The organism is Ignavibacteriales bacterium, assembly GCA_026390815.1.
In the GTDB taxonomy this organism is placed as follows: Bacteria; Bacteroidota; Ignavibacteria; order Ignavibacteriales; family SURF-24; genus JAPLFH01.
This window is the reverse complement of the sequence record JAPLFH010000039.1, coordinates 65303-86115: the sequence shown is the minus strand read 5'-3', so window position 1 is coordinate 86115 and position 20813 is coordinate 65303. Positions and strand designations below refer to the sequence as shown.

The following is a 20813-nucleotide window of genomic DNA, read 5'->3' as shown; positions in this document are numbered from 1 at the left end:
AGGCAGCCAGCCAGACTTGCATTTTACATTTCCAAGTGTAACATCATTTGACTGGACACAATATTATATAGATTGGCCAGTAATAACAGATCCAGAAGCAAAATGCTTAGAAGTAAGACTACACGTATATTCAAGATTTGTAGGAACGGTTTACTGGGATGATCTGACAGTAGAAAAGTTAGAATTACCAACCTTAAATATGGCGGGTGGATTTGAAAATGCGTTACCATCCTACTGGCATAAGATAGAGCCAGGCAATGCAAAGTTAGAATGGGTAACAGATCAATCACGCTCTATGGCAAGAAGCCTTAAGATAACGAAGACAGCAACAGCAGAAGCTGCAATGTGGGAGAGTGACAATATGTGCGATTACTGGTCACCAACACATAATAAGAATGTAGACATACTAATAGGCGGATATGTAAAGACAGAAGGAATAAACACCAATCCAGCCAATGATGACCAGAAGTGGTGGATAAGCTACACATTCTACAATCAGGCAGGAACGCTGATAGGAGAAACAAAGTTACCAATAGACCAGAGCACAGCAACAAGCAGCGGTTGGATAGCCGACACGAATGGAGTAGGCGAGACAATATTACCGGAAGATGCCTATAGAACGATAATAACATTTGTAGGTGGAAAAGATGCAACCGGTACAGTGTGGGCAGATGATTTTATCTTGATCGGCAGAGGCGGAGCATGGGCTGGACAGGATTGGAACACCGGCGTAGATTTACCAGAAGGCTGGACGTGCTGGTTACCACCAATAGGAGGTAATGATGGAAGACTAGATGCAGGCTTTGAGAACACAAGATTATCATCAGAAGCACACAGTGGGCAGTGGTCATTAAAGTTCGATATGCCGGCAGGCAGAAGATCGCAGGATGGATTTGTTGGAACAAAAAGAATGTTGTTGAATGAAGGCGGAGGAAAACTTACAAATTCACCAGCCGGAAATATGTTCCAATTAAATAATGTAAAAGCTGGCGATGTACTACGAATAAGTGTATGGATCAAAGCGGCAAACCTGGTACCAGATTCAGCGGCAAAATATCCAGAGACGTGGTCAGTAGGCTTTACCCCAGCATTCTTTAAGGGCAATGGAAACAATGATGGATATAATAATGTAGGCAGTCAACCAGACTTGCATTTCACATTCCCAAGTGTAACATCATTTGACTGGACACAATATTATATAGATTGGCCAGTAATAACAGATCCAGAAGCAAAATGCTTGGAAGTAAGACTGCACGTATATTCAAGATTTGTAGGAACGGTTTACTGGGATGATCTAACAGTAAAAGTTATAGGTAACACAACCGGTATTGAAACGAATAAAATTATTCCGGTTAAATTTGCAGTTGAACAGAATTATCCTAATCCGTTTAATCCATCAACTACAATCAGCTATTCGTTACCTGAAAATTCTTACGTAACCGTTAAGATTTATAATATGCTAGGCAGAGAAGTTAAAACACTAATTAGCAGCCAACAAAATTCCGGCGTTTATAACGTTATCTGGAATGGCGATACTAATAGTGGTGAAAAGGTTTCAAGCGGAGCTTATATCTACAGGGTAGAAGCAGGTAAGTTCAACCAGGTTAGAAAAATGATCTTGTTGAAATAATAAAGTTGCAGGTCGGATTAATTTCCGACCTGCTTTCTTTTTTTGATTTTGTCATATAGATATAAATTTCATTTCCGGTAATTAAATATGTTTCTTTCAAAATATGTTTGATAATTATTCCAAGAAATAAAGTATGTAATAAATTTTACAACTTACAGGTGAGCTTATGTTTAGTGCTAAATGCACCATTCGCTTTTTAATTACTAACGTAATTTTATTTTCATTTTTAATTTGCAACACATTTGCCGGTACGACGGGAAAAATTTCCGGTAAAGCTACGGATGCCAAATCCAATGAGCCTTTAATTGGGATTAATGTTGTTCTTGTCGGAACCTCAATGGGAGCCTCCACTGATGTGGATGGAAATTATTTTATCTTAAATATCCCGCCTGGTGTCTATCAAGTTAAAGCAACCGGAATTGGATACGCCCCTGTTACAATTACTGATGTTAGAGTATCTGTTGATCAAACTACAAAGATCGATATAAAGCTTGGTGAACAGGTAATTCAATTAGAAAATGTAATCGTTACAGCAGCACGTCCAATTATTCAAAAAGATTTAACTTCCACAGAAGCAAAGATAAGCGGTGATCAAATTTCTATGCTTCCATTGGAGGATGTTCAATCAGTAATTAATTTACAGGCAGGCGTTGTAGATGGGCACGTTCGCGGTGGCAGAAGCAGCGAAGTAAAATATCTGCTTGATGGTGTTTCAGTAAACGATGCATTCAGCGGCGATGCTTCCATTTTTGCGGAAGTTAATTCTGTTCAGGAAGTTCAGGTTATTACAGGTACGTTTAATGCAGAATATGGAGAAGCATTATCTGGTGTGGTTAACCAGGTTACAAAAATTGCAGGTGAAAAATTATCCGGGGATTTTTCACTTTATACCGGTGATTATTATACTAACCGAAAAAGTTTGTTTATGAATGTTGATCATATTTCACCGAAGGATAATTATAATTTTCAAGGGAACCTGAGCGGTCCTGTTCCAGGTACGGATAAGGTTGTTAGTTTTCTACTTTCCGGAAAATATTTGTATGATGACGGCTTTCTATACGGCAAAAGAATTTTTAATCCCTCAGATTCATCAGATTTTTCTGCTAACGATCCTAAGAACTGGTACATAACTAAAACCGGTGATGGCAAGTATGTTTCAATGAATTTTTCCAGAAGATATACCTTGCAAGGCAAACTAAACTTTAAACTTGGCAATGCAAAAGGTTTAACATTATCTGGAATGTACCAGGATAGAAAGTACAAGGATTATAATCATCAATACAAATATAATCCGGATGGTGATTATCAGAAATTTCAAACAACAGTATTGGGAAGTGCATCTTACAACCATGTTTTTGGTAAAGCAACTTTTATGGATTTGATCGCCTCATACTTTTCAACAGAAGCAAAACAGTATGTTGTGGAAGATCCACTTTCTCTTGGTTATTATTCACCTGGTTCCGGTTACCATCCGGGGTATGTGGATCCAGCCAGACTGCGCGATGTAAGCGGAAATGCATTTTTAACTGGTGGAACTGAGAACTGGCAACAATCTCATAAAACAAGAACAATGACTGCTAAATTAGATTTAACTTCGCAGATTGATAACTTAAACGAAATAAAAGCCGGTGTTGAATTAAACTTACACAAACTTGATTATAAAGATTTTCAAATTCACGTTGATGCAGAAAGCAATTTCAAACCTACGTTGCCACAGCCGGGCAATTTTGATTATAATACTTACTCAAACAATCCTTACCAGTTTTCCGGATATATACAGGATAAAATTGAATTGGATTATTTGATTGTTAACGTTGGTGTAAGGTTCGATTACTTCCAACCAGATGGTGAAGTAATTCTATATCCTGATAGCCTTTCCGCATTAGATGCATTGAAGCCTCCTTTCCCTGATAATTATTTTAAGAAAGCTAAAGTAAAGTATCAGCTCTCTCCACGTTTAGGAATTTCTTATCCAATGTCCGATAAGGGTGCAATTCATATTTCATACGGGCATTTCTTTCAGATCCCGCCATTTGAATTTTTGTACCGAAATCCAAATTTCAGAATTCCTTTAACCGGAAGTTTCCCTGATTTTGTTGGAAACATGATTGGCAATGCAGATCTTGAACCACAACGTACAACAATTTATGAAATCGGTTTGCAGCAAGCTTTAACAGATGTTCTTGGAATTAGCGTAACTGCTTATTATAAAGACATCAGGAATTTATTAGGAACGGAAATTCATATTAAAAATGATTTTAAAAAGTTTGCAAAGTTTATTAACAGGGATTACGGCGCTGTAAGCGGATTTATCATTTCGCTTGATAAAAGATTTTCTGAAGGTTTTGCTGCCAACATAGATTACACTTATCAAATCGCAAAAGGTAACGCTTCCGATCCTAACGATGCATTTAACAAAGCGCAGGCAAATCCACCGGTAGAAGCTAACAAACAGCTTGTACTTTTGGATTGGGATAGGCGGCACTCATTAAACTTTACAGTTACTTACGGCGAACCGGATAATTTTATCGCTAGTCTTATTGGTAGATTAGGTTCTGGCTTGCCATATACACCAGCGCTTCAAAATCAAAGAACAGGATTGGAAAACAGCGATACTCGTCCCGCAGTTTTTAATATTGATTTATATGTAACAAAGTATTTGAAATTCCTGGATAACAGTTTTGCGGTCTTTTTAAAAGTTTATAATCTGTTTGATACTGCAAATGAGCTGAACATATTTAATGATACAGGACGAGCAGGTTATTCTTTAGAAGTGACCCGTGCGCAACAGCAGCCGCGTGGAATAAATACAATTCAGGAGTATTATACCAGACCAGATTTTTATTCAGCGCCAAGACAAATAATCCTTGGTGCGTCAGTTAGTTTTTAAAAAAATTCTCGCACTTGATCAAGAAAAAGATTAAAAATATTAAATGAACATCTACTTTATTTATTATCATCTATGAAAAATGTTATATGGAGGTTTGGAGTGCTAAGAAAAATTTTAATCGGTAGTACTCTTTTATTTCTTCTTTCCGGAGCAGTTTTAGCCCAGAGAGTAATTGATAAAAACAAAGGCAATCATATTTTTTCAAAAAAAGGATTTATGGATGGAAATCTTGTTTCTACCGTTTACTATAATTTTGGTGAAATTGCTGATTGGCAAAACGAGCCATCGCGAAGCGGTGTATGGCCCAAAGGCACTAATCATACTTATGTAGATGGTATAGCCATTATTGTTCAGGCAGAGGCAAAAGATCCTTCAGGTAGAACTATCCATCCGCTTGAAACAAATTATTATGAGTACCTACGCCATGATATTGCAACCGGTGTAACCTATGGCTGGTGGCCACTATCTGGTTACCGGAATCCTTATGGAGAAAGCCCTGCACAAAGTAACGATCCAACATCGTGGCCACTGCATTGGCCCGATAGACTGAATGATTGGGATGGAGCATGGAATGGATTTTTTGGTAAAGGAGTTCAGAACGCAGATCTGGAATCTTACTTTGTTTTTGATGATAATGAAGATAGAGAATATATTCTAAAAAATAATTTCCATCCGGATGCAAATGATACAACACGAGGCGGACTGGGAATGCAGGTTCGTGCAAGAGGTTTTCAATGGTCGCAGGTTCTTGCTGAAGATGTAATTTTTTGGTTTTATGAAATTACAAACATGGGAACATACGATTATACCAAAGCATTGTTTGCTCAATATATTGATTGGGGAATCGGCGGGCACGACAATTCTTCCAACAATGCCGGCGATTATGATGAAGTGCTTGATATTTCCTACGCCTGGTCAACTACTCAGTTTGGAAGCCCGGGCAATTGGAGCCCGGTGGGAATTTCCGGTTATGCATTTCTGGAAAGTCCCGGAATTTCCAATGATTATAAAGATAATGATGGTGATGGGCTTACTGATGAAAGAAGAGATAACACTGCAAAAACATTTATTGAAAATATCAACCAGGATCCGTTTATAGTTGATCCTTCCCAGGATACACTTAAATTTAAAAAATTCTTTACCTATTCGTGGCGAAAGCACTGGGATGCAGATGAAAATGCCAACTGGCGCACTTATACCGATGTAAATAAAAATGATAAATGGGATTCGGGTGAACCATTAAATGATGATGTTGGTACTGATGGTATTGGTCCTTACGATGAAGGTTACACCGGTGCAGATTTGGATGGTTCCGAAGGAAATGGAAAACCGGATCAAGGTGAACCGAACTTTGGTTTATTAGATAAGGATGAATCTGATCAATTAGGTTTAACAGGATTTTTAATCTTTCCAACTCACACGCCATACGATTTAAATAATGATGAACGAAACTGGCAGGGACTATCGGCATTGCCGGCACCTCATGGTCAATCGTTAATTGGAGTAAATCTTGCAAATTATTTTTCTTCTTACTTCATTCATTTGTTTGGAAGGAACACTTACAGCCTTAATACCGGCGTACAACAAGAAACTGGTGAAACAGAAAGATTTTCAATGTCGCTTATATTTGCTATAGGTAAGGATGATTTGTTCAGAAGAAAGAAAACAGTTCAGCAAATTTATAATGCTAATTACCGGTTTGCAAAACCACCGGAAAAACCGATTGTAAAAGCCATTTCCGGAGATAGCAGAGTAACTTTGTACTGGGATGACAGAGCTGAACGAACATTTGATGCTTTTTATCAAAGATATAATTTTGAAGGTTACAGAATTTATCGTAGTACAGAAGCAAACTTTCTTGAAGATAAACTTATTACTGATGCTTATGGAAATCCAACTTTTAGAAAACCGCTTGCTCAATTCGATTTAATTGATGGAGTTAAAGGTCTCCATCCTGTAAATGTTAACGGAGCTTTGTTTAATCTTGGCGACGATACTGGTTTACAACATTCATTCATAGACACTACAGTACAAAATGGTCAGACTTATTTTTATGCTGTCGTTTCATATGATAAAGGTTTTACTGATACTTCAATTACAGGACAGTTCCAGGGAATTCCACCATCAGAAACAACAAGCATAATTAAAGTAGATATAAATGGAAAATACAAGACCGACATTAATACTGCGGTTGTTACACCACGCGCTCCTGCGGCTGGATATGTAAAACCTGACCTGTTGAACAAACAAAAATTTGGTCCCGCTACCGGAGATGTAAACTTTGAAATTGTTGATCCGGATTCGCTTAAAGATAATCATGACTATCGGGTTGAGTTCTTTAATAAATCCAAATTTAATAACGATACTCATCCATCTTACCGGTTGATTGATAAGACCAGAAATGATACAATCATCCAACTTAAAAGAATAACCGGAACTGAAGAACAAACTCTTGTTATCGATGGTTTTTCTACAGTGATCAGCAATGATTCTTCAACTATGATTGATAAAACTAATTCAGGTTGGACAAAAGGAAGTAGTAATTACGTGGTTCGCCTCGGTTTTGATACGCGCTATGCTCCGGCTTACCAGGCGAAAAAAGTGGATTATCCAGCCGACTTTGAAATTGTATTTAAGGAAAAAGCCGCCGGAGATTTATCTTTTCCTGCTACTGGTTTTAGTAAGCCGCAACTTTCTGATATTGTTGTTAAGAATCTTACTGAGAACATCGATCATTTTCAATTTATATTCAGAGATGGCGATGTAAGCAAAAATACAGTGGCAGATTCGTCCTTCAATGCATATGATGCTGTATTTATAGTATTTGGAGATTCATCCGGTAAACCAGCACAAAAATTTGCGGATATGCGTGCAAGCTGGTCGGTTTCATTTGAACCTGATACAACAATTTCTCAAGCGAATCAAAAAGCGCCGCAACCCGGAGATGTTTATAGACTTTCTACAAAGAAACCTTTCCGCACTGGTGATTATGTTGAATTTACTGCAAAGGCGCCAGGCTTTAATGATGGTAAAGCTAAGGATGATTTGAAAAAAATTGCTGTTGTTCCTAATCCTTATGTTGGTGCTGCTTCCTGGGAAGCTCAGACTTCATCTGTTGGAAGAGGTGAAAGACGAGTTCAATTTATTCATCTGCCGGCTAAATGTACAATTAGAATATATTCATTAAGTGGCAAACTGGTTCAGGAAATTAATCACGATAGTAATTTAACTGATGGGCAGGAACCATGGAATCTTGTTTCGCGTGATGGAATGGATATAGCTTATGGTGTTTATGTATATCACGTTGATGCGCCTGGAATTGGAACGCGCATAGACCGTTTTGCAATAATAAAATAAATCCTCTCTCCAGCGGAAAGAGGAAAAAATTGATAAAATTTTTTTTAAATGAAACTTATTTTTTAAAATATTAACTCAATAGAAATTCCTTTCCCAATTCGCACACAAAGTAAGGCGAGTTGGGAGAAGGTTAGGGTGAGGACTTTAATATGAATAAACTATACATTGTTTTCATTCTTTCTGTTTTACTGTTTGTTCAAACTACAGCGCAGAATAAAAATGTTTCTAAGTCGGGAACAACCGTTGCAGCATTCCTTGAAATTCCTGTTGGTGCAAAAGCCACTGGATTTGGAGGTGCATTTGTAAGTCTTGCTAACGATGCAACTGCATTATATTGGAATGCCGCTGGCATTTCAAATCTTCAACAAGGTGAATTGTCAGTTACTCATACTAACTGGATTGCCGAAACAAGTTTCGATTACGCTGCGCTTGTAATTCCACTCGGAAGCCTTGGAAATATTGGTTTAAGTTTTACATCACTAACAATGCCGGATATGAAAGTCCGCACTGTAGAATTGCCTGAAGGAACCGGTGAATATTTTAGCGCAAGCGATATAGCCTTGGGTATTTCTTATGCGCATATTTTGACTGATAGGTTTGCAATTGGATTTACCGCAAAATATATCCAGCAGAAAATTTGGCATGAAAGCGCAGTAGGTTTTGCAATTGATGCTGGTACAACTTTCAAAACTGATTTATTGAATGGAATGGTAATCGGAGCATCAATTTCAAACTTCGGTACTTCGCTTCAATTAACAGGAAGAGATACGCGGAAATTTGGCAGAGTTGATGACACTAAACAAGGATCGAATGAACGAATTCCATTTACTGTTGAGATGGATTCCTGGGATTTACCGCTTTCATTTCAAATTGGAGTTTCAACCAATGTTGTTAATTCTGATGACTTTAAATGGACAGTTGCTCTCGATGCTCTGCACCCAAACAATAATTACGAGAGTGTGAATACAGGAACAGAAGTATCTTACCGCGAAATTTTATTTTTAAGAGGAGGTTGGCAATCCTTATTTTTAGATAAAGCTGAAGGTGGTTTATCTTTGGGAGTTGGAATTGCTTCAAAAGAATTGTTCGGTTCAGCTGCAGTTCAGTTTGATTATGCCTACAGAGATTTTGGAAGATTAGAAGCTGTACATTTCTTTTCACTTGGATTAAAATTTTAGATGAAAAGAAAAACGGCAAAAGATTATCTTTCCTTTTGGATTTTAAAAAAAAGTTACCACCAAGGCACCAAGGCACCAAGAAACGCACGGAAATTGCTCTTGATAATATTTTTAATATGTACTAATTATCTATCGGCGTTTCAGATTGATACCACTGAAGTAAAACCGTACGATGTAAATAAAGTTTTAAATTCTGCTGTTGTGTCTAAGGTTGGGAACATTGAGATTACAGCCGAAGAGTTTCTTAATGGTTATGAATTTGGTCCTGCATTCATAAAAAGACAGAAAGACTCACGGGAAAGATTTGTTGAATATATGAGTTACGAAAAACTTCTTGCGCTAGATGGATATTCAAAAAGACTCGATACACTACCGGATGTAAAATTATTTCTCACCGATATAAAAAATGATCTGGCTACCGAACAATTATACCGTGAACGGATCTGGAATAAAATTAAAGTTGATTCATTGGAAATTGAACGGGCAGTAGAAAAAGAGCAAATTGATTTACAATTGAAATGGATTTTTAAGTCATCTTTTGATGAAATCAAAGAGCAATTCAGTTTGATAAAAAACGGAATTCCATTTGATTCTCTTTTTGTAAAACAGTTTTCAGATTCCATCAGTTACGGAGATAGATATTTAGAAACGACCAGATATAAGTTGGAAAAAACAAATCCAGCATTAGCTTCGGTTATAGATTCTATCAAGCTTGGTGTACCTTCTACTCCAATAAAAACTAATGATGGCTGGTATATAGTAAAAATTGAAAACCTCTGGCGCAATGTTATTACCACAGAATCTCAAAAGAATGACTTAAAGTACAGTATAGAAAAATATTTAACCAAACTAAAAGCTGATTCGGCTTCTGATGTTATGGTTAAGAAACTTCTAATTGAAAATAATGGAATTATCGTTCGGAATACTTTTAATATTTTAAAAGCATTTCTTGGTAAAAAACTGTTAGCTCCGAAGGTTTATGATGAATGGAATTTGACAAAGAATATCAAAGTGCAGAAACAACTGGAGTTGGAAAACATTTCTGAATATAACGATGAAGTTCTCGTTAAAACTAAAAGCGGGAATTTCACATTAAAAAACTTTTTAGATTGGTATACCAATCGTGAACCGTATATTCATTTCGATTTAAAATCTCACAAAGGTTTATTTGCTTCACTTCAAAGTGTTGTTTGGCGAATGGTTCGTGATAACATTCTCGCCCAGCTTGCAATTAAAGGTAAGTATGATAAAGATCCTGACGTAGAAGTACAGCTTAAATGGTGGAAAGATAAAGTGGTTTATTCAAAGATGAAGCTTGAAATTGCAAACTCAATTAAAATTTCTGATGATCGCATGAAAGAATACTACAAGGACAATTTGAAAAAATATTCTGATAAAGATGGAAGTCCAAAATCATTTGATGAAGTGAAGAAAGATGTTTGGACTGATTGTTATGTTTATGAGTATACCAAAAAAATTGTAAATAGAGTTTTAGTTCTTAAACAGAAACATAAAATAAAAATCAACGAAGATGTTCTAAAGCAAATAAATGTAAGCGATGAATATAATCCGAAGACCATTGAAATATATTCTGTTAAAAAAGGCGGGACTTTCGTTCGCCCTGTCTATCCCACAATAGATTTTGAATGGCAATTCTGGAATTGAAAAATTGAATAATGATGAAAAGATTATTAGTAACAATAAATATTGCAGTTCTCGTTTTATTATTTCTTTCTTGCAGCAAGCAGAGCGATAGAAAAGATAATAAAATTCTTTATTGGGCTTCCAACAATTCTGATGAAATTACTTTTGCAAAATTGATTGTTGAAAAGTGGAATAAAGAACACTCAAATAAACCTGTTACATTTCAGCCTGTGCCGGAAGGGCAATCGAGCGAAGAAGTAATTCTTGCTGCTGTTGTTGGCGGAACTACTCCGGATATTTATTCCAATATGTGGCAAGGTGATGTTGAGTTATATGCTCGCGCTGGGCGGCTTATTGCATTAGATTCACTTCCAGGATTTCTTGAATTCATTTATCAGCGATGTGACAGCGAAGTAGTAAAAGAAGTTACTTCATCTGATGGACACATCTATCAGATTCCGTGGAAGGTTAATCCGATAATGCTGATTTATAATCAAAAAGTTTTTAATGCTGTTGGTTATTCAAATCCTCCAGCAACGTACTCGCAATTTATAGATGCAGCAAAGAAGATTAAACAAGGTAAGACTGATTGTAAATGGATTGGTTATGCGGAAGTTATAGAAACCTGGTGGCAAAGACTATTTGATTTTTATCCATTCTACCTGGCAGCTTCCGGCGGTGCGCCATTGATTAAAGATAATAAAGTAGCTTTCAATAATAAATATGCCGTACAAACATTTGCGTTCTTAAAATCATTGTTCGATAATGATTACTTTCCAAGAGAAAGAATTTCTGCACGACAGGATCCATTCTTATCAAGCAGCATTGCTACTCGGTTCACTGGTCCCTGGGAAATTATTCATGCAGACCGCTTCAAGCCACAGGGATTTCAATTTAATTTTACTTCTTTGCCGGTGCCCGATAATTTTACCGGAAAAAGTTATACTTATGGTGACACGAAGAATATTGTAATTTTTAATACATGCAAAAACAAGCTGCTTGCATGGGAGTTCCTTCGTCATTTAATAAGTGCAGAAAGTGATTTTTTATTATTGAAAACTACAAATCAATTGCCCAGGCGAAAAGACTTAACTTCAAATCAAATGTTCTTAGATTACTTTAACAAAATTCCAATGATGATGAATTTTGCAATCCAGGCAAAGTATGTAAAAGGACCAGATAGCTGTCCTGTACTAAAAGAAGTTTTTGATGCAATATCTCAGGAATATGAAGCATGTGTAGTTTATGGAAAAAAATCTCCGGAAGAAGCAGTGAATGATGCGGCAAAAGCCGCAAGTCTTTTACTATTAAAATAATGTATTTCATCTGTGCTGATAAAATATTGGATTCGATAAAATGAAAGAGAAAAAAATAATTCCATATGTTATGATTGCTCCTTACGTAATCTTCTTTCTAACGTTTATTGCGTTTCCGGTAATTTTCTCTTTTGTATTGATGTTTCATCAATGGAATATAATTTCCCCAATGAAGTTTGTTGGGTTACAAAACTTTTACCGGTTAATAAATGATGCTGTATTTTTCCGTTCACTTTTAAATACGATAATTTTTTTAGCAATACATATTCCACTTCAGATTATTGCTGCACTTTTTTTTGCGGTTATGCTTAACCAGAAGGTTAAATTTATTGGCTTCTTTCGTGCAGCTTATTTTCTTCCTGTTATAGTTTCTGGTGTTGTTGTTACTATTTTATGGCAGCAACTTTATGGATATGAGACTGGTTTATTTAACCGGATGCTTTCAAGTATCGGATTAGGTAAAGTTGGTTGGTTAGTTGATCCAGGTACTGCGATGCCTTCAATTGCAATAATGGCAACATGGAAAAATGTTGGGCTGTATATTGTTTTATTTTTAGTTGGGCTGCAAACGGTTCCAGCATATCTTTATGAAGCGGCAGATATGGAAGGAGCCACTGCCTGGCAGAAATTCCGGTATGTTACATTACCAATGATAAATCCAACTATGTTCCTTGTAGTAATTTTGTCAACCATCGGAGGTTTTTCTCTTTTCATTGAACCATATGTAATGACTGGCGGCGGACCTTTGAATAGCACTCTCTCCGCTGTACTTTATATTTATAAACAAGGCTTCTTCTATTATCATATGGGTTACGCAACAACAATGGGATTTTTCTTTGCTGGAATAATTTTGATAGTTATTGTAATTCAGAAAAGATATGTTGAGAAGGGAACGAGGTAAATGAAAAAACTTTTAATATATGTTGTTTTAGTTTTAGGAGCGCTTATTTTTGTCTATCCGTTCTATTGGATGGTGATGGCATCGCTTGCACCTGAAAACCAGATTGCCAACTTATCATTTTTACCAAGTTCAATTTCTCTAAATAGTTATACTCAAGTTGTTGATAAAATTCCAATCACGCGTTCTTTGCTGAACAGCTTATTTGTTTCTTTAACAATTACATTTGGTGTAATTATTTTTGGTTCGATGATTGGGTATGCTTTAACTCATCTTGAGTTCAAAGGAAAGAATGCACTTTTCTACATCATAATCTTTACGATGACATTGCCGTTCCAGATAACTTTAATTCCGCAATATATCTTGATGGTTAAGTTTACCTGGGTGGATACTTATTTTGCTCTCATTGTTCCATATCTTGTAAACGGATTATCGATTATTATGTTTAGTCAATATTTTAAAAGCATTCCAAAGGATATGATTGATGCTGCGCGTATTGATGGATGCAATGACTTTACAATTTTGTTCAGAATACTATATCCAAATTCAATTCCTGCAATTATAACTGTTGGAATAATAACTTTTATGTCTTCGTGGAATGAAGTTCTGTGGCCCATCATTGTTATTCGGGATGAGAGCCTTATGACATTACCGCAGCTTGTAACATTGTTTGCGGTTGGTGGAAGAGCAGAATCGCAGCTTGGAGTTAAACTTGCGGCAGCCACAATGTTAGCTCTGCCAATTGTAATTGCATATGCATTCTTCCAAAAATATTTTATCCAAAGCATGGCTTCTACAGGCTTGAAAGAATAATGAAATAATAACACACATAAATTCAATTTGCAGATTTAAACATAAGGTTTCTAAAAATCATGACTCTTAATAAATTTTTAAACAATCCAATTCTTACAAAAGAAAATGTTCCATTCAAAGTTAATAGTATATTCAATCCTGGCGCAGTAAAATTTAATAATAAGTATTTATTGTTTTGCCGTATAGAAATGCCCAATGGAAGATCAGCTTTTGTTAAAGCAATCAGCAATGATGGATACAAATTTGATGTGGATGATCATCCAACCTTATTGCCAAGTGATCATAAAGAATGGGGTGCGTACGTGGAGTGGGGAATTGAAGATGCTCGTATTACTAAAATTGGAAATTCTTATTTTATAACGTACACCGGTTACTCCAAATACATGCCTTTGGTTATGCTTGCAGAAACAAAGGACTTTATTCACTTCACAATTCACGGTTCTATTTCTGAACCATCAAACAAAGACTGTGCTTTGTTCCCGGAAAAAGTCGGAGGTGTTTATTGGAAAGTAGATCGCCCAACCGCTGAACATAGAAAAGATATTTGGATAAGTAAAAGCACAGATCTTTTACATTGGGGTGGATTTAAAGTATTATTGGAGCCGGAATATGGTACCTGGGAAAACGATAAGATCGGCTCATCAAGTCAACCCGTAAAAACAAAAGACGGTTGGTTGATGCTTTATCATGGAGTGCGTGGTTTCGGAATTTCTTCTACATACAGACTTGGTGTTGTTTTACTTGAATTGGATAAACCATGGCTTGTTAAAGGTAAGTCACAGGAACCAATTCTCATTCCTGAATTTGATTATGAAAGAATTGGAGATGTTAACAATGTTGTGTTTTCTTCGGGTTGGATTTTTGAAGATAATGGTGATGTAAAAATTTACTATTCGGGAGCCGACACAAATATTTGCTTAGCTGAAACTTCAGTCGACTATCTTTTATCTGTTTGCAAGTAATTTATAAATTTTAATTTTTACAAGAAAATTTATATGAAAAGATTTTTATCATCCTTTGTGCTATTGCTCCTGGTTACAGTTAATAATTATTGTTTCGGTCTAAAACTAACCAGCGATGAACTTGTAAATACCAATCATCTCGATCATCTTTACCAGGAAATAAATGTTAATGGCAAGACGATGGGCATTATTCATATTTATAGTGAGTACCCTGATTATAATTGGGTAAAGGATGAAGATGAAGGAATAGCCTGCGTTGATGATGCAGCGCGAGCCGCTATCTTGTATTTGAAATATTATAAAATGTATAGTGACACTTTGAATTTGGTTAAGGCAAAAAATTTAATCGAGTTTGTTTTGTATATGCAGCAAGAAAATAGTTATTTCTGCAACTTTATCTGGCAAGACTATTCGATTAATAAAACTTATAAAACAAGTGTTGCAGAACCTAATTGGTGGACCTGGCGTGCTGTGTGGGCTTTAACTGAAGCTTATAATGTATTTAAAAACTCCAATGGGGAATTGGCAGAAAAGTTAAAAGTGGCACTTAATAGATCCTATAATAAAATTAAATTATATTTATCTGAGCCAAAAAAGATAAAAAACTTAGATGGATTTAATCGCCCGACCTGGCTTCCATTTGAATTTGCATCCGATCAGGCAAGTGTTCTTGTTATAGCTCTTTCATCATATTATAAGGAATTTGGAAATCCAGATGTGTTGGATATAATTAATAATTTATGTGATGGCATTTTATTAATGCAGGAAGGTGACAAAAATAATTTTCCATTTTATGCAATTCTTAGCTGGGAAAATTCCTGGCATGCATGGGGGAACAGCCAATCCTACGCTCTCTTGACCGCATACCAGATTACTAAAAGGCAAAAATATTTAAAGGCTGCCCTTAATGAAATAAATTATTTTTACAATTATCTCCTCAATTCAAAATATGTGAATGAGTTTTCCCTTTATAAAAAAGGTAAGAAAACAAAATTGAAGGAAACAAAAAAGTTTTCGCAGATTGCATATGGAATCAGACCGATGATTTTTGCTTGTATAGAAGCTGCTAATGTTACAAAGCAAAAACAATATTCAGAACTTGCCGGAAAACTGGCATTATGGCTCTTTGGAGATAACCCGGCTAAGTTAGCAATGTACTCAGCGGAAAACGGAATTTGTTTTGACGGAATTATCAGCGAAAAAGAAGTGAATAAAAATTCGGGTGCTGAATCCACCATTGAAGCTCTTTTATCTCTTTCTGTAATTGAAAAGGATAAAATTGCTAAAAGGATTATACAAGATTATTTAAAAGAAAAAATCCGTTAGATACTTTAAAAAACTTTTTGAAAGAAAAATTTGTTAAAAACTTAAAAATGATAATTCGGAGTGAAATTAATGATTCAATTAAAAAGAACCGGTGTGCTTATAAAACCAGATCCAAGAAGAGTACTGTTCAGACCATTTCAGATAATTGATAAAGAAAGAATCTTTAAAATATTTGCACGAGTGCTTTCATTAACTGAAGAAAAAGTTAATAGCGAGCTGGAAAATGTAAAAAAAGAATCTATAGGCAGACACAGTAAACTATTAGATTTATTTTTAAATAGGTTCGATCAATTTAAAGATTATGTTTATACCAACGACGAAATATCGATAAACAGAAAACAATTACTCGGAGCTTATTTTTCCAGCGAGTACTCATTCGAATCTGCTGCATTATTTAATCCATCAATGATCTGGCATCCGGATCAAACAGGAACTGAAAAAGGAAGCAAAAGATTTATACTTAGTTTACGTGCTACCGGCGAAGGACATATTTCATCAATCACTTTTAGAAGCGGAATAATAACTGAAGATTACAGCATTAAGATTGATGACCCCTCTCCATATGTTACTCTACCGGAAGAAATACAAAACCCTGTTTATAACAAATATATTTTTCAGAATAAACTTTTCGATACAGATATTAGCAATGAATTTGTAGAACAGATAATGAGTTCACTTCAAAGTAGTTTTACTTTCAATGAATTAGAAGAAATCCTGAAGACTGAATCCAAAAAGAAAACATTAGATACTGTGAGAAGAGTATTGTGGATAAAGAATATTCGTGCTATTGCACAATCTAATTATGAAGTTATCTTTTCTAAAGAAGATGATATTTCTAAGCGAGTGATATTTCCTACGTCTCCTTCGGAGAGTAATGGAATGGAGGATGTACGATTTGTGGAATTTGAACACGATGATGGTTTAAAAACTTTTTACGGTACTTATACCGCATATGATGGGAAGATGATTTATCCGCAGCTACTGGAAACTAAAGACTTTCTGCATTTTAGTATTAAGATTTTAACAGGTGATGCTGTTCAAAACAAAGGGTTTGCTTTGTTCCCTAAAAAAATAAATGGAAAGTATGCAATGCTTTCGCGGCAGGATAACGAAAACCTTTATATAATGTTTTCAGATAATTTTTACTTCTGGCAAACCAAGCAGTTAATTGCACGCCCAAGTTATCCCTGGGAATATGTGCAGATTGGCAATTGTGGTTCTCCGATTGAAACCAAGGAAGGATGGATTGTTTTAACACATGGGGTTGGACCAATGAGAAAGTACTGTATAAGTGCTCTCCTGCTGGATAAAGACGATCCGACAAAAATTATTGGTCGTCTTAAGGAACCATTGATTAGTCCAAATGAAGATGAACGGGAAGGTTACGTTCCAAATGTTGTTTATAGCTGTGGAGGACAGATATTAAATGATCAATTAATAATTCCTTATGCAATGTCAGATTCAGCGAGCACTTTTGCATTGGTTAATTTAAATGAATTGTTAACCGAGTTAAAAAAAAAGTGAAAGTAGTAACTATTCGTTGATTCGTTAAGATAAAAATGAATTATAATGTTGAATTAAATTTTAACTCTCTCCAATTTATTATTTAGAATGTTGGAGGATTCGATGTGTCCAGGTTAGGGTGTATTGATATGAAAATAAAATATATAATATATGGATTGGTTCTTTTTACATCAGTACTATTCTCTCAGCAAATAAATATTCCAAAGATTGAATTGATGCCAAAGCAGCCAGCCCCTTATGTGATGAGAGATTGGAAAGAAGTTTCTCGTGATTACGATTCTTTTGTTTTCGATTTAACAAAGTCCGGTCAATATCTTCCACTCGTACAGATATTTCAAAATACAATCAATTATCCGGAACATAATAGCTTTGGTTTGCATAGTTACGTTGGAACAATTTATCCCAACTCAGCAGAAACCATTAATCTTTTACCGGCAGTTATTGGTGCAAGTTTATGCGGGATAGACAAAAGTAATCAGAACGGATATAATTGGGTTTTGATGTGTGAAGAGTTCTTTAATAAAATGAACGGAGAAATGATTTATTTAAATTCCCCCTCAGCCAGCAGCGGTGATGATTGGTGGTATGAAACAATGCCAAATGTTTTTTTCTATCAATTGAATTATCTTTATCCAAATACCGGCGATTTCAATTTTCAATTTACTTCCATTGCAAATCGCTGGCTGGAAGCTGTAAACAAAATGGGAGGAAGCACAACACCGTGGACTGTACCCAATATGAATTATCGGGCATGGAATTTAAGAGAAATGAAACCTCTGGATAGCGGAGTTCGTGAACCGGAAGCATCCGGAGCCATTGCATGGATTCTTTACAATGCATATATAAAAACCGGAGATGAAAAATATAGAATTGGTTCTGAGCTGGCTCTGGAATTTTTAAATTCTCTTAACTACAATCCTTCATATGAAATTCAACTACCTTACGGTGCATATTCTGCCGCAAGAATGAACGCTGAGCTTGGTACAAACTATAACACGGAAAAAATTATAAATTGGTGTTTTAGCAATTATCTAAACCGGGACTGGGGGACGATAATGGGCAACTGGGGAGGATATGATATTTATGGATTGATCGGCGAAGTGAATGGATTAAACGATTATGCATTTCTTATGAATACCATCCAACAAATTGGTGCATTGGTTCCTTTGGTTAGATATGATGATCGATTTGCGAGAGCAATTGGCAAATGGGTTCTTAATGCTGCAAATGCTGCAAGATTATTTTATCCTAAGTATCTTCCGGATGTTAAGCAGGATAGTGAAGAATGGGCGAAACAGTTTGATCCTGATTCTTATATTGCTCACGAAGCCCTTCGTCAAAGTAAATATTCAACTAGCCCCTATGCAACCGGCGATGCAATTGATGGAGGATGGTCAGCCACTAATCTTTCACTTTACAGTTCCTCTCACGTTGGGATTCTTGGTGGAATAATTGATACAACAAATGTTGAAAAGATTTTGAAGCTTGACTGTTTAAAAACAGATTACTACCACAATGCAGCTTATCCAACATTTCTTTTCTATAATCCTTACGATGTTGAAAAATTAGTTGAGTTTAATATAGGAATTGGACAGCACGATGTTTACGATGCAGTAACAAATAAATTTTTACTTACCAATCAAACTGGAAAAATTCTTCTCACAATTCCTTCGGATGCGGCTGTCTTAGCTGTAATTATACCTTCCGGTGGAACAGTTACTAATTATTTAAATCAAACTTTGGTTAACGGAGTGGTGATTGATTGCAACTCTGGCAATGTTGTATCCAATTATCCACCGAGAATAAAAAGTTTATCAGCCGAAAAAACAATTCTAACTTTTAATTCAACCACAAAAATATTTTGCACCATTGCTGATAAAGAGCTTGATACTCTTGTATATCAATGGAGTGCAACTGGTGGACGTATTTCCGGAACCGGGGATATTAATATTATAAGTTGGACGGCACCTGCAACCGAGGGATTTTACACAATTCAATGCATTGTTAGTGATGGCAAAGGTGGAAAAGATACTTCATCAGTTCAAATCCAGGTGAAATTTTTAATTAACAATCCACCAAGAATTAATAAGATTAAAGCCTCGCCAAGAAAAATTGATCTTGGAGCAGATACAAAAATTGTTTGCAGTGCAATTGATCAGGATGGAGACTCATTATCATATAATTGGAGCGCCAACTTTGGTACAATCACTGGCAAAGATTCTGTCATCTCCTGGATAGCGCCATTGGTTCCCGGGAATTATTTTATTAACTGCGTTGTAACTGATATAAACGGTGGAGAAGCTCTGGATAGCATCGGGATTGAAGTCAGAGATTTCTCAAATACACAAACCGGTAATCTGGTATTGTATTTTCCTTTCAACGGGAACGCAAATGATGCAAGCGGAAATAATAATAACGGGAATGTTTCCGGTGCAAAATTAACGAATGATTATTTCGGCAATTCAAACGGCGCTTACGATTTTAACGGAATAGACAATTATATAAAAGTTGCAAACAACTCAGGATTGAATTTTCAATCAAGCATAACTGTAAGTATTTGGATAAAGGTTGGACAATTTTACGACCGTGAACAATATCCAATCTCTCATGGAAACTGGGAAAACCGTTGGAAAATTTCTATAACTAATAAAAGAATCCGCTGGACACTTAGAACTAATGTTGGCGTTAAGGATTTGGATTCTGAAACAGAATTGATTTCCGGAAAATTTTATTATGTTACTTGTCTTTATAACGGCATTGATTATGAACTCTATATCAATGGCGAGCTTGATGCGTTTACTTCTTTCTCCGGTTCCATCAATCCAACGAGTTATGATCTGACCATCGGACAAGTTCTTCCAAACAACAATAATTACGACTTCAAAGGTGTGCTTGATGAAATAAGAATTTATAATTTCGCTTTATCTTATCCGCAGATCCAGGAATTGTATAAATCGGTAACTCCTGTTGAAGAATCAATTGTTGTTAATATTCCAGGGGAAAATATATTATACCAGAATTATCCTAATCCATTCAACCCAAACACAGTTATCAGTTATCAGTTATCGGCATTCAGCCATGTAACTCTAAAGATTTATGATGTATTGGGCAATGAAATAACAACATTAGCTAACGAAGATTTACCACCAGGCAGGTACAATAGTCACTGGTCAATAACCAACGGTAATTTTCCTAGCGGAATTTATTTTTACCGGTTAACTACCAACAATTATTCTGACACAAAGAAATTCATAATTCTTAAGTAGGTATTACAA

12 protein-coding genes are annotated in these 20813 nt (G+C 35.8%); all 12 read left to right on the top strand.

Translation table 11 applies throughout. The annotated features are described in order from the left end of the window. Positions 1–1630 (top strand): T9SS type A sorting domain-containing protein (locus NTX22_12145; GenBank protein ID MCX6151271.1); only part of this gene is annotated, 1630 nt, incomplete at its 5' end. A gap of 166 nt (positions 1631–1796) precedes the next feature. Then, positions 1797–4520: a TonB-dependent receptor gene (locus NTX22_12140; GenBank protein MCX6151270.1), complete on the top strand. Its 2724-nt coding sequence runs from the start codon at positions 1797–1799 to the stop codon at positions 4518–4520. Between the two features lie 99 nt (positions 4521–4619). Beyond that, on the top strand, positions 4620–7877 hold the full coding sequence (locus NTX22_12135) for a hypothetical protein (GenBank protein ID MCX6151269.1): 3258 nt from the start codon (positions 4620–4622) through the stop codon (positions 7875–7877). A 149-nt stretch (positions 7878–8026) separates the two neighbouring features. Then, positions 8027–9055: a PorV/PorQ family protein gene (locus NTX22_12130; protein MCX6151268.1), complete on the top strand. Its 1029-nt coding sequence runs from the start codon at positions 8027–8029 to the stop codon at positions 9053–9055. Beyond that, positions 9056–10720, top strand: coding sequence for a hypothetical protein (locus tag NTX22_12125; protein ID MCX6151267.1), 1665 nt, complete (start codon positions 9056–9058; stop codon positions 10718–10720). An 11-nt stretch (positions 10721–10731) separates the two neighbouring features. Then, entirely contained in the window at positions 10732–12015 is a 1284-nt protein-coding gene (locus NTX22_12120) for an extracellular solute-binding protein (GenBank protein ID MCX6151266.1), read from the top strand. Positions 12016–12055: 40 nt separating this feature from the next. Then, the gene (locus NTX22_12115; protein ID MCX6151265.1) at positions 12056–12916 is read left to right on the top strand and encodes a sugar ABC transporter permease; all 861 of its coding nucleotides are present in this window, start codon (positions 12056–12058) and stop codon (positions 12914–12916) included. Beyond that, positions 12917–13726 carry a carbohydrate ABC transporter permease gene (locus tag NTX22_12110; protein MCX6151264.1) on the top strand — a complete coding sequence of 270 codons (810 nt, stop codon included), beginning with the start codon at positions 12917–12919 and terminating at the stop codon, positions 13724–13726. A gap of 59 nt (positions 13727–13785) precedes the next feature. Further along, entirely contained in the window at positions 13786–14688 is a 903-nt protein-coding gene (locus NTX22_12105; protein MCX6151263.1) for a glycoside hydrolase family 130 protein, read from the top strand. Positions 14689–14721: 33 nt separating this feature from the next. Next, positions 14722–16014 carry a hypothetical protein gene (locus NTX22_12100; GenBank protein ID MCX6151262.1) on the top strand — a complete coding sequence of 431 codons (1293 nt, stop codon included), beginning with the start codon at positions 14722–14724 and terminating at the stop codon, positions 16012–16014. 69 nt (positions 16015–16083) lie between these two features. After that, positions 16084–17538 carry a glycoside hydrolase family 130 protein gene (locus NTX22_12095; GenBank protein ID MCX6151261.1) on the top strand — a complete coding sequence of 485 codons (1455 nt, stop codon included), beginning with the start codon at positions 16084–16086 and terminating at the stop codon, positions 17536–17538. 128 nt (positions 17539–17666) lie between these two features. Continuing rightward, on the top strand, positions 17667–20804 hold the full coding sequence (locus NTX22_12090; protein ID MCX6151260.1) for a T9SS type A sorting domain-containing protein: 3138 nt from the start codon (positions 17667–17669) through the stop codon (positions 20802–20804). Positions 20805–20813: the final 9 nt, after the last annotated feature.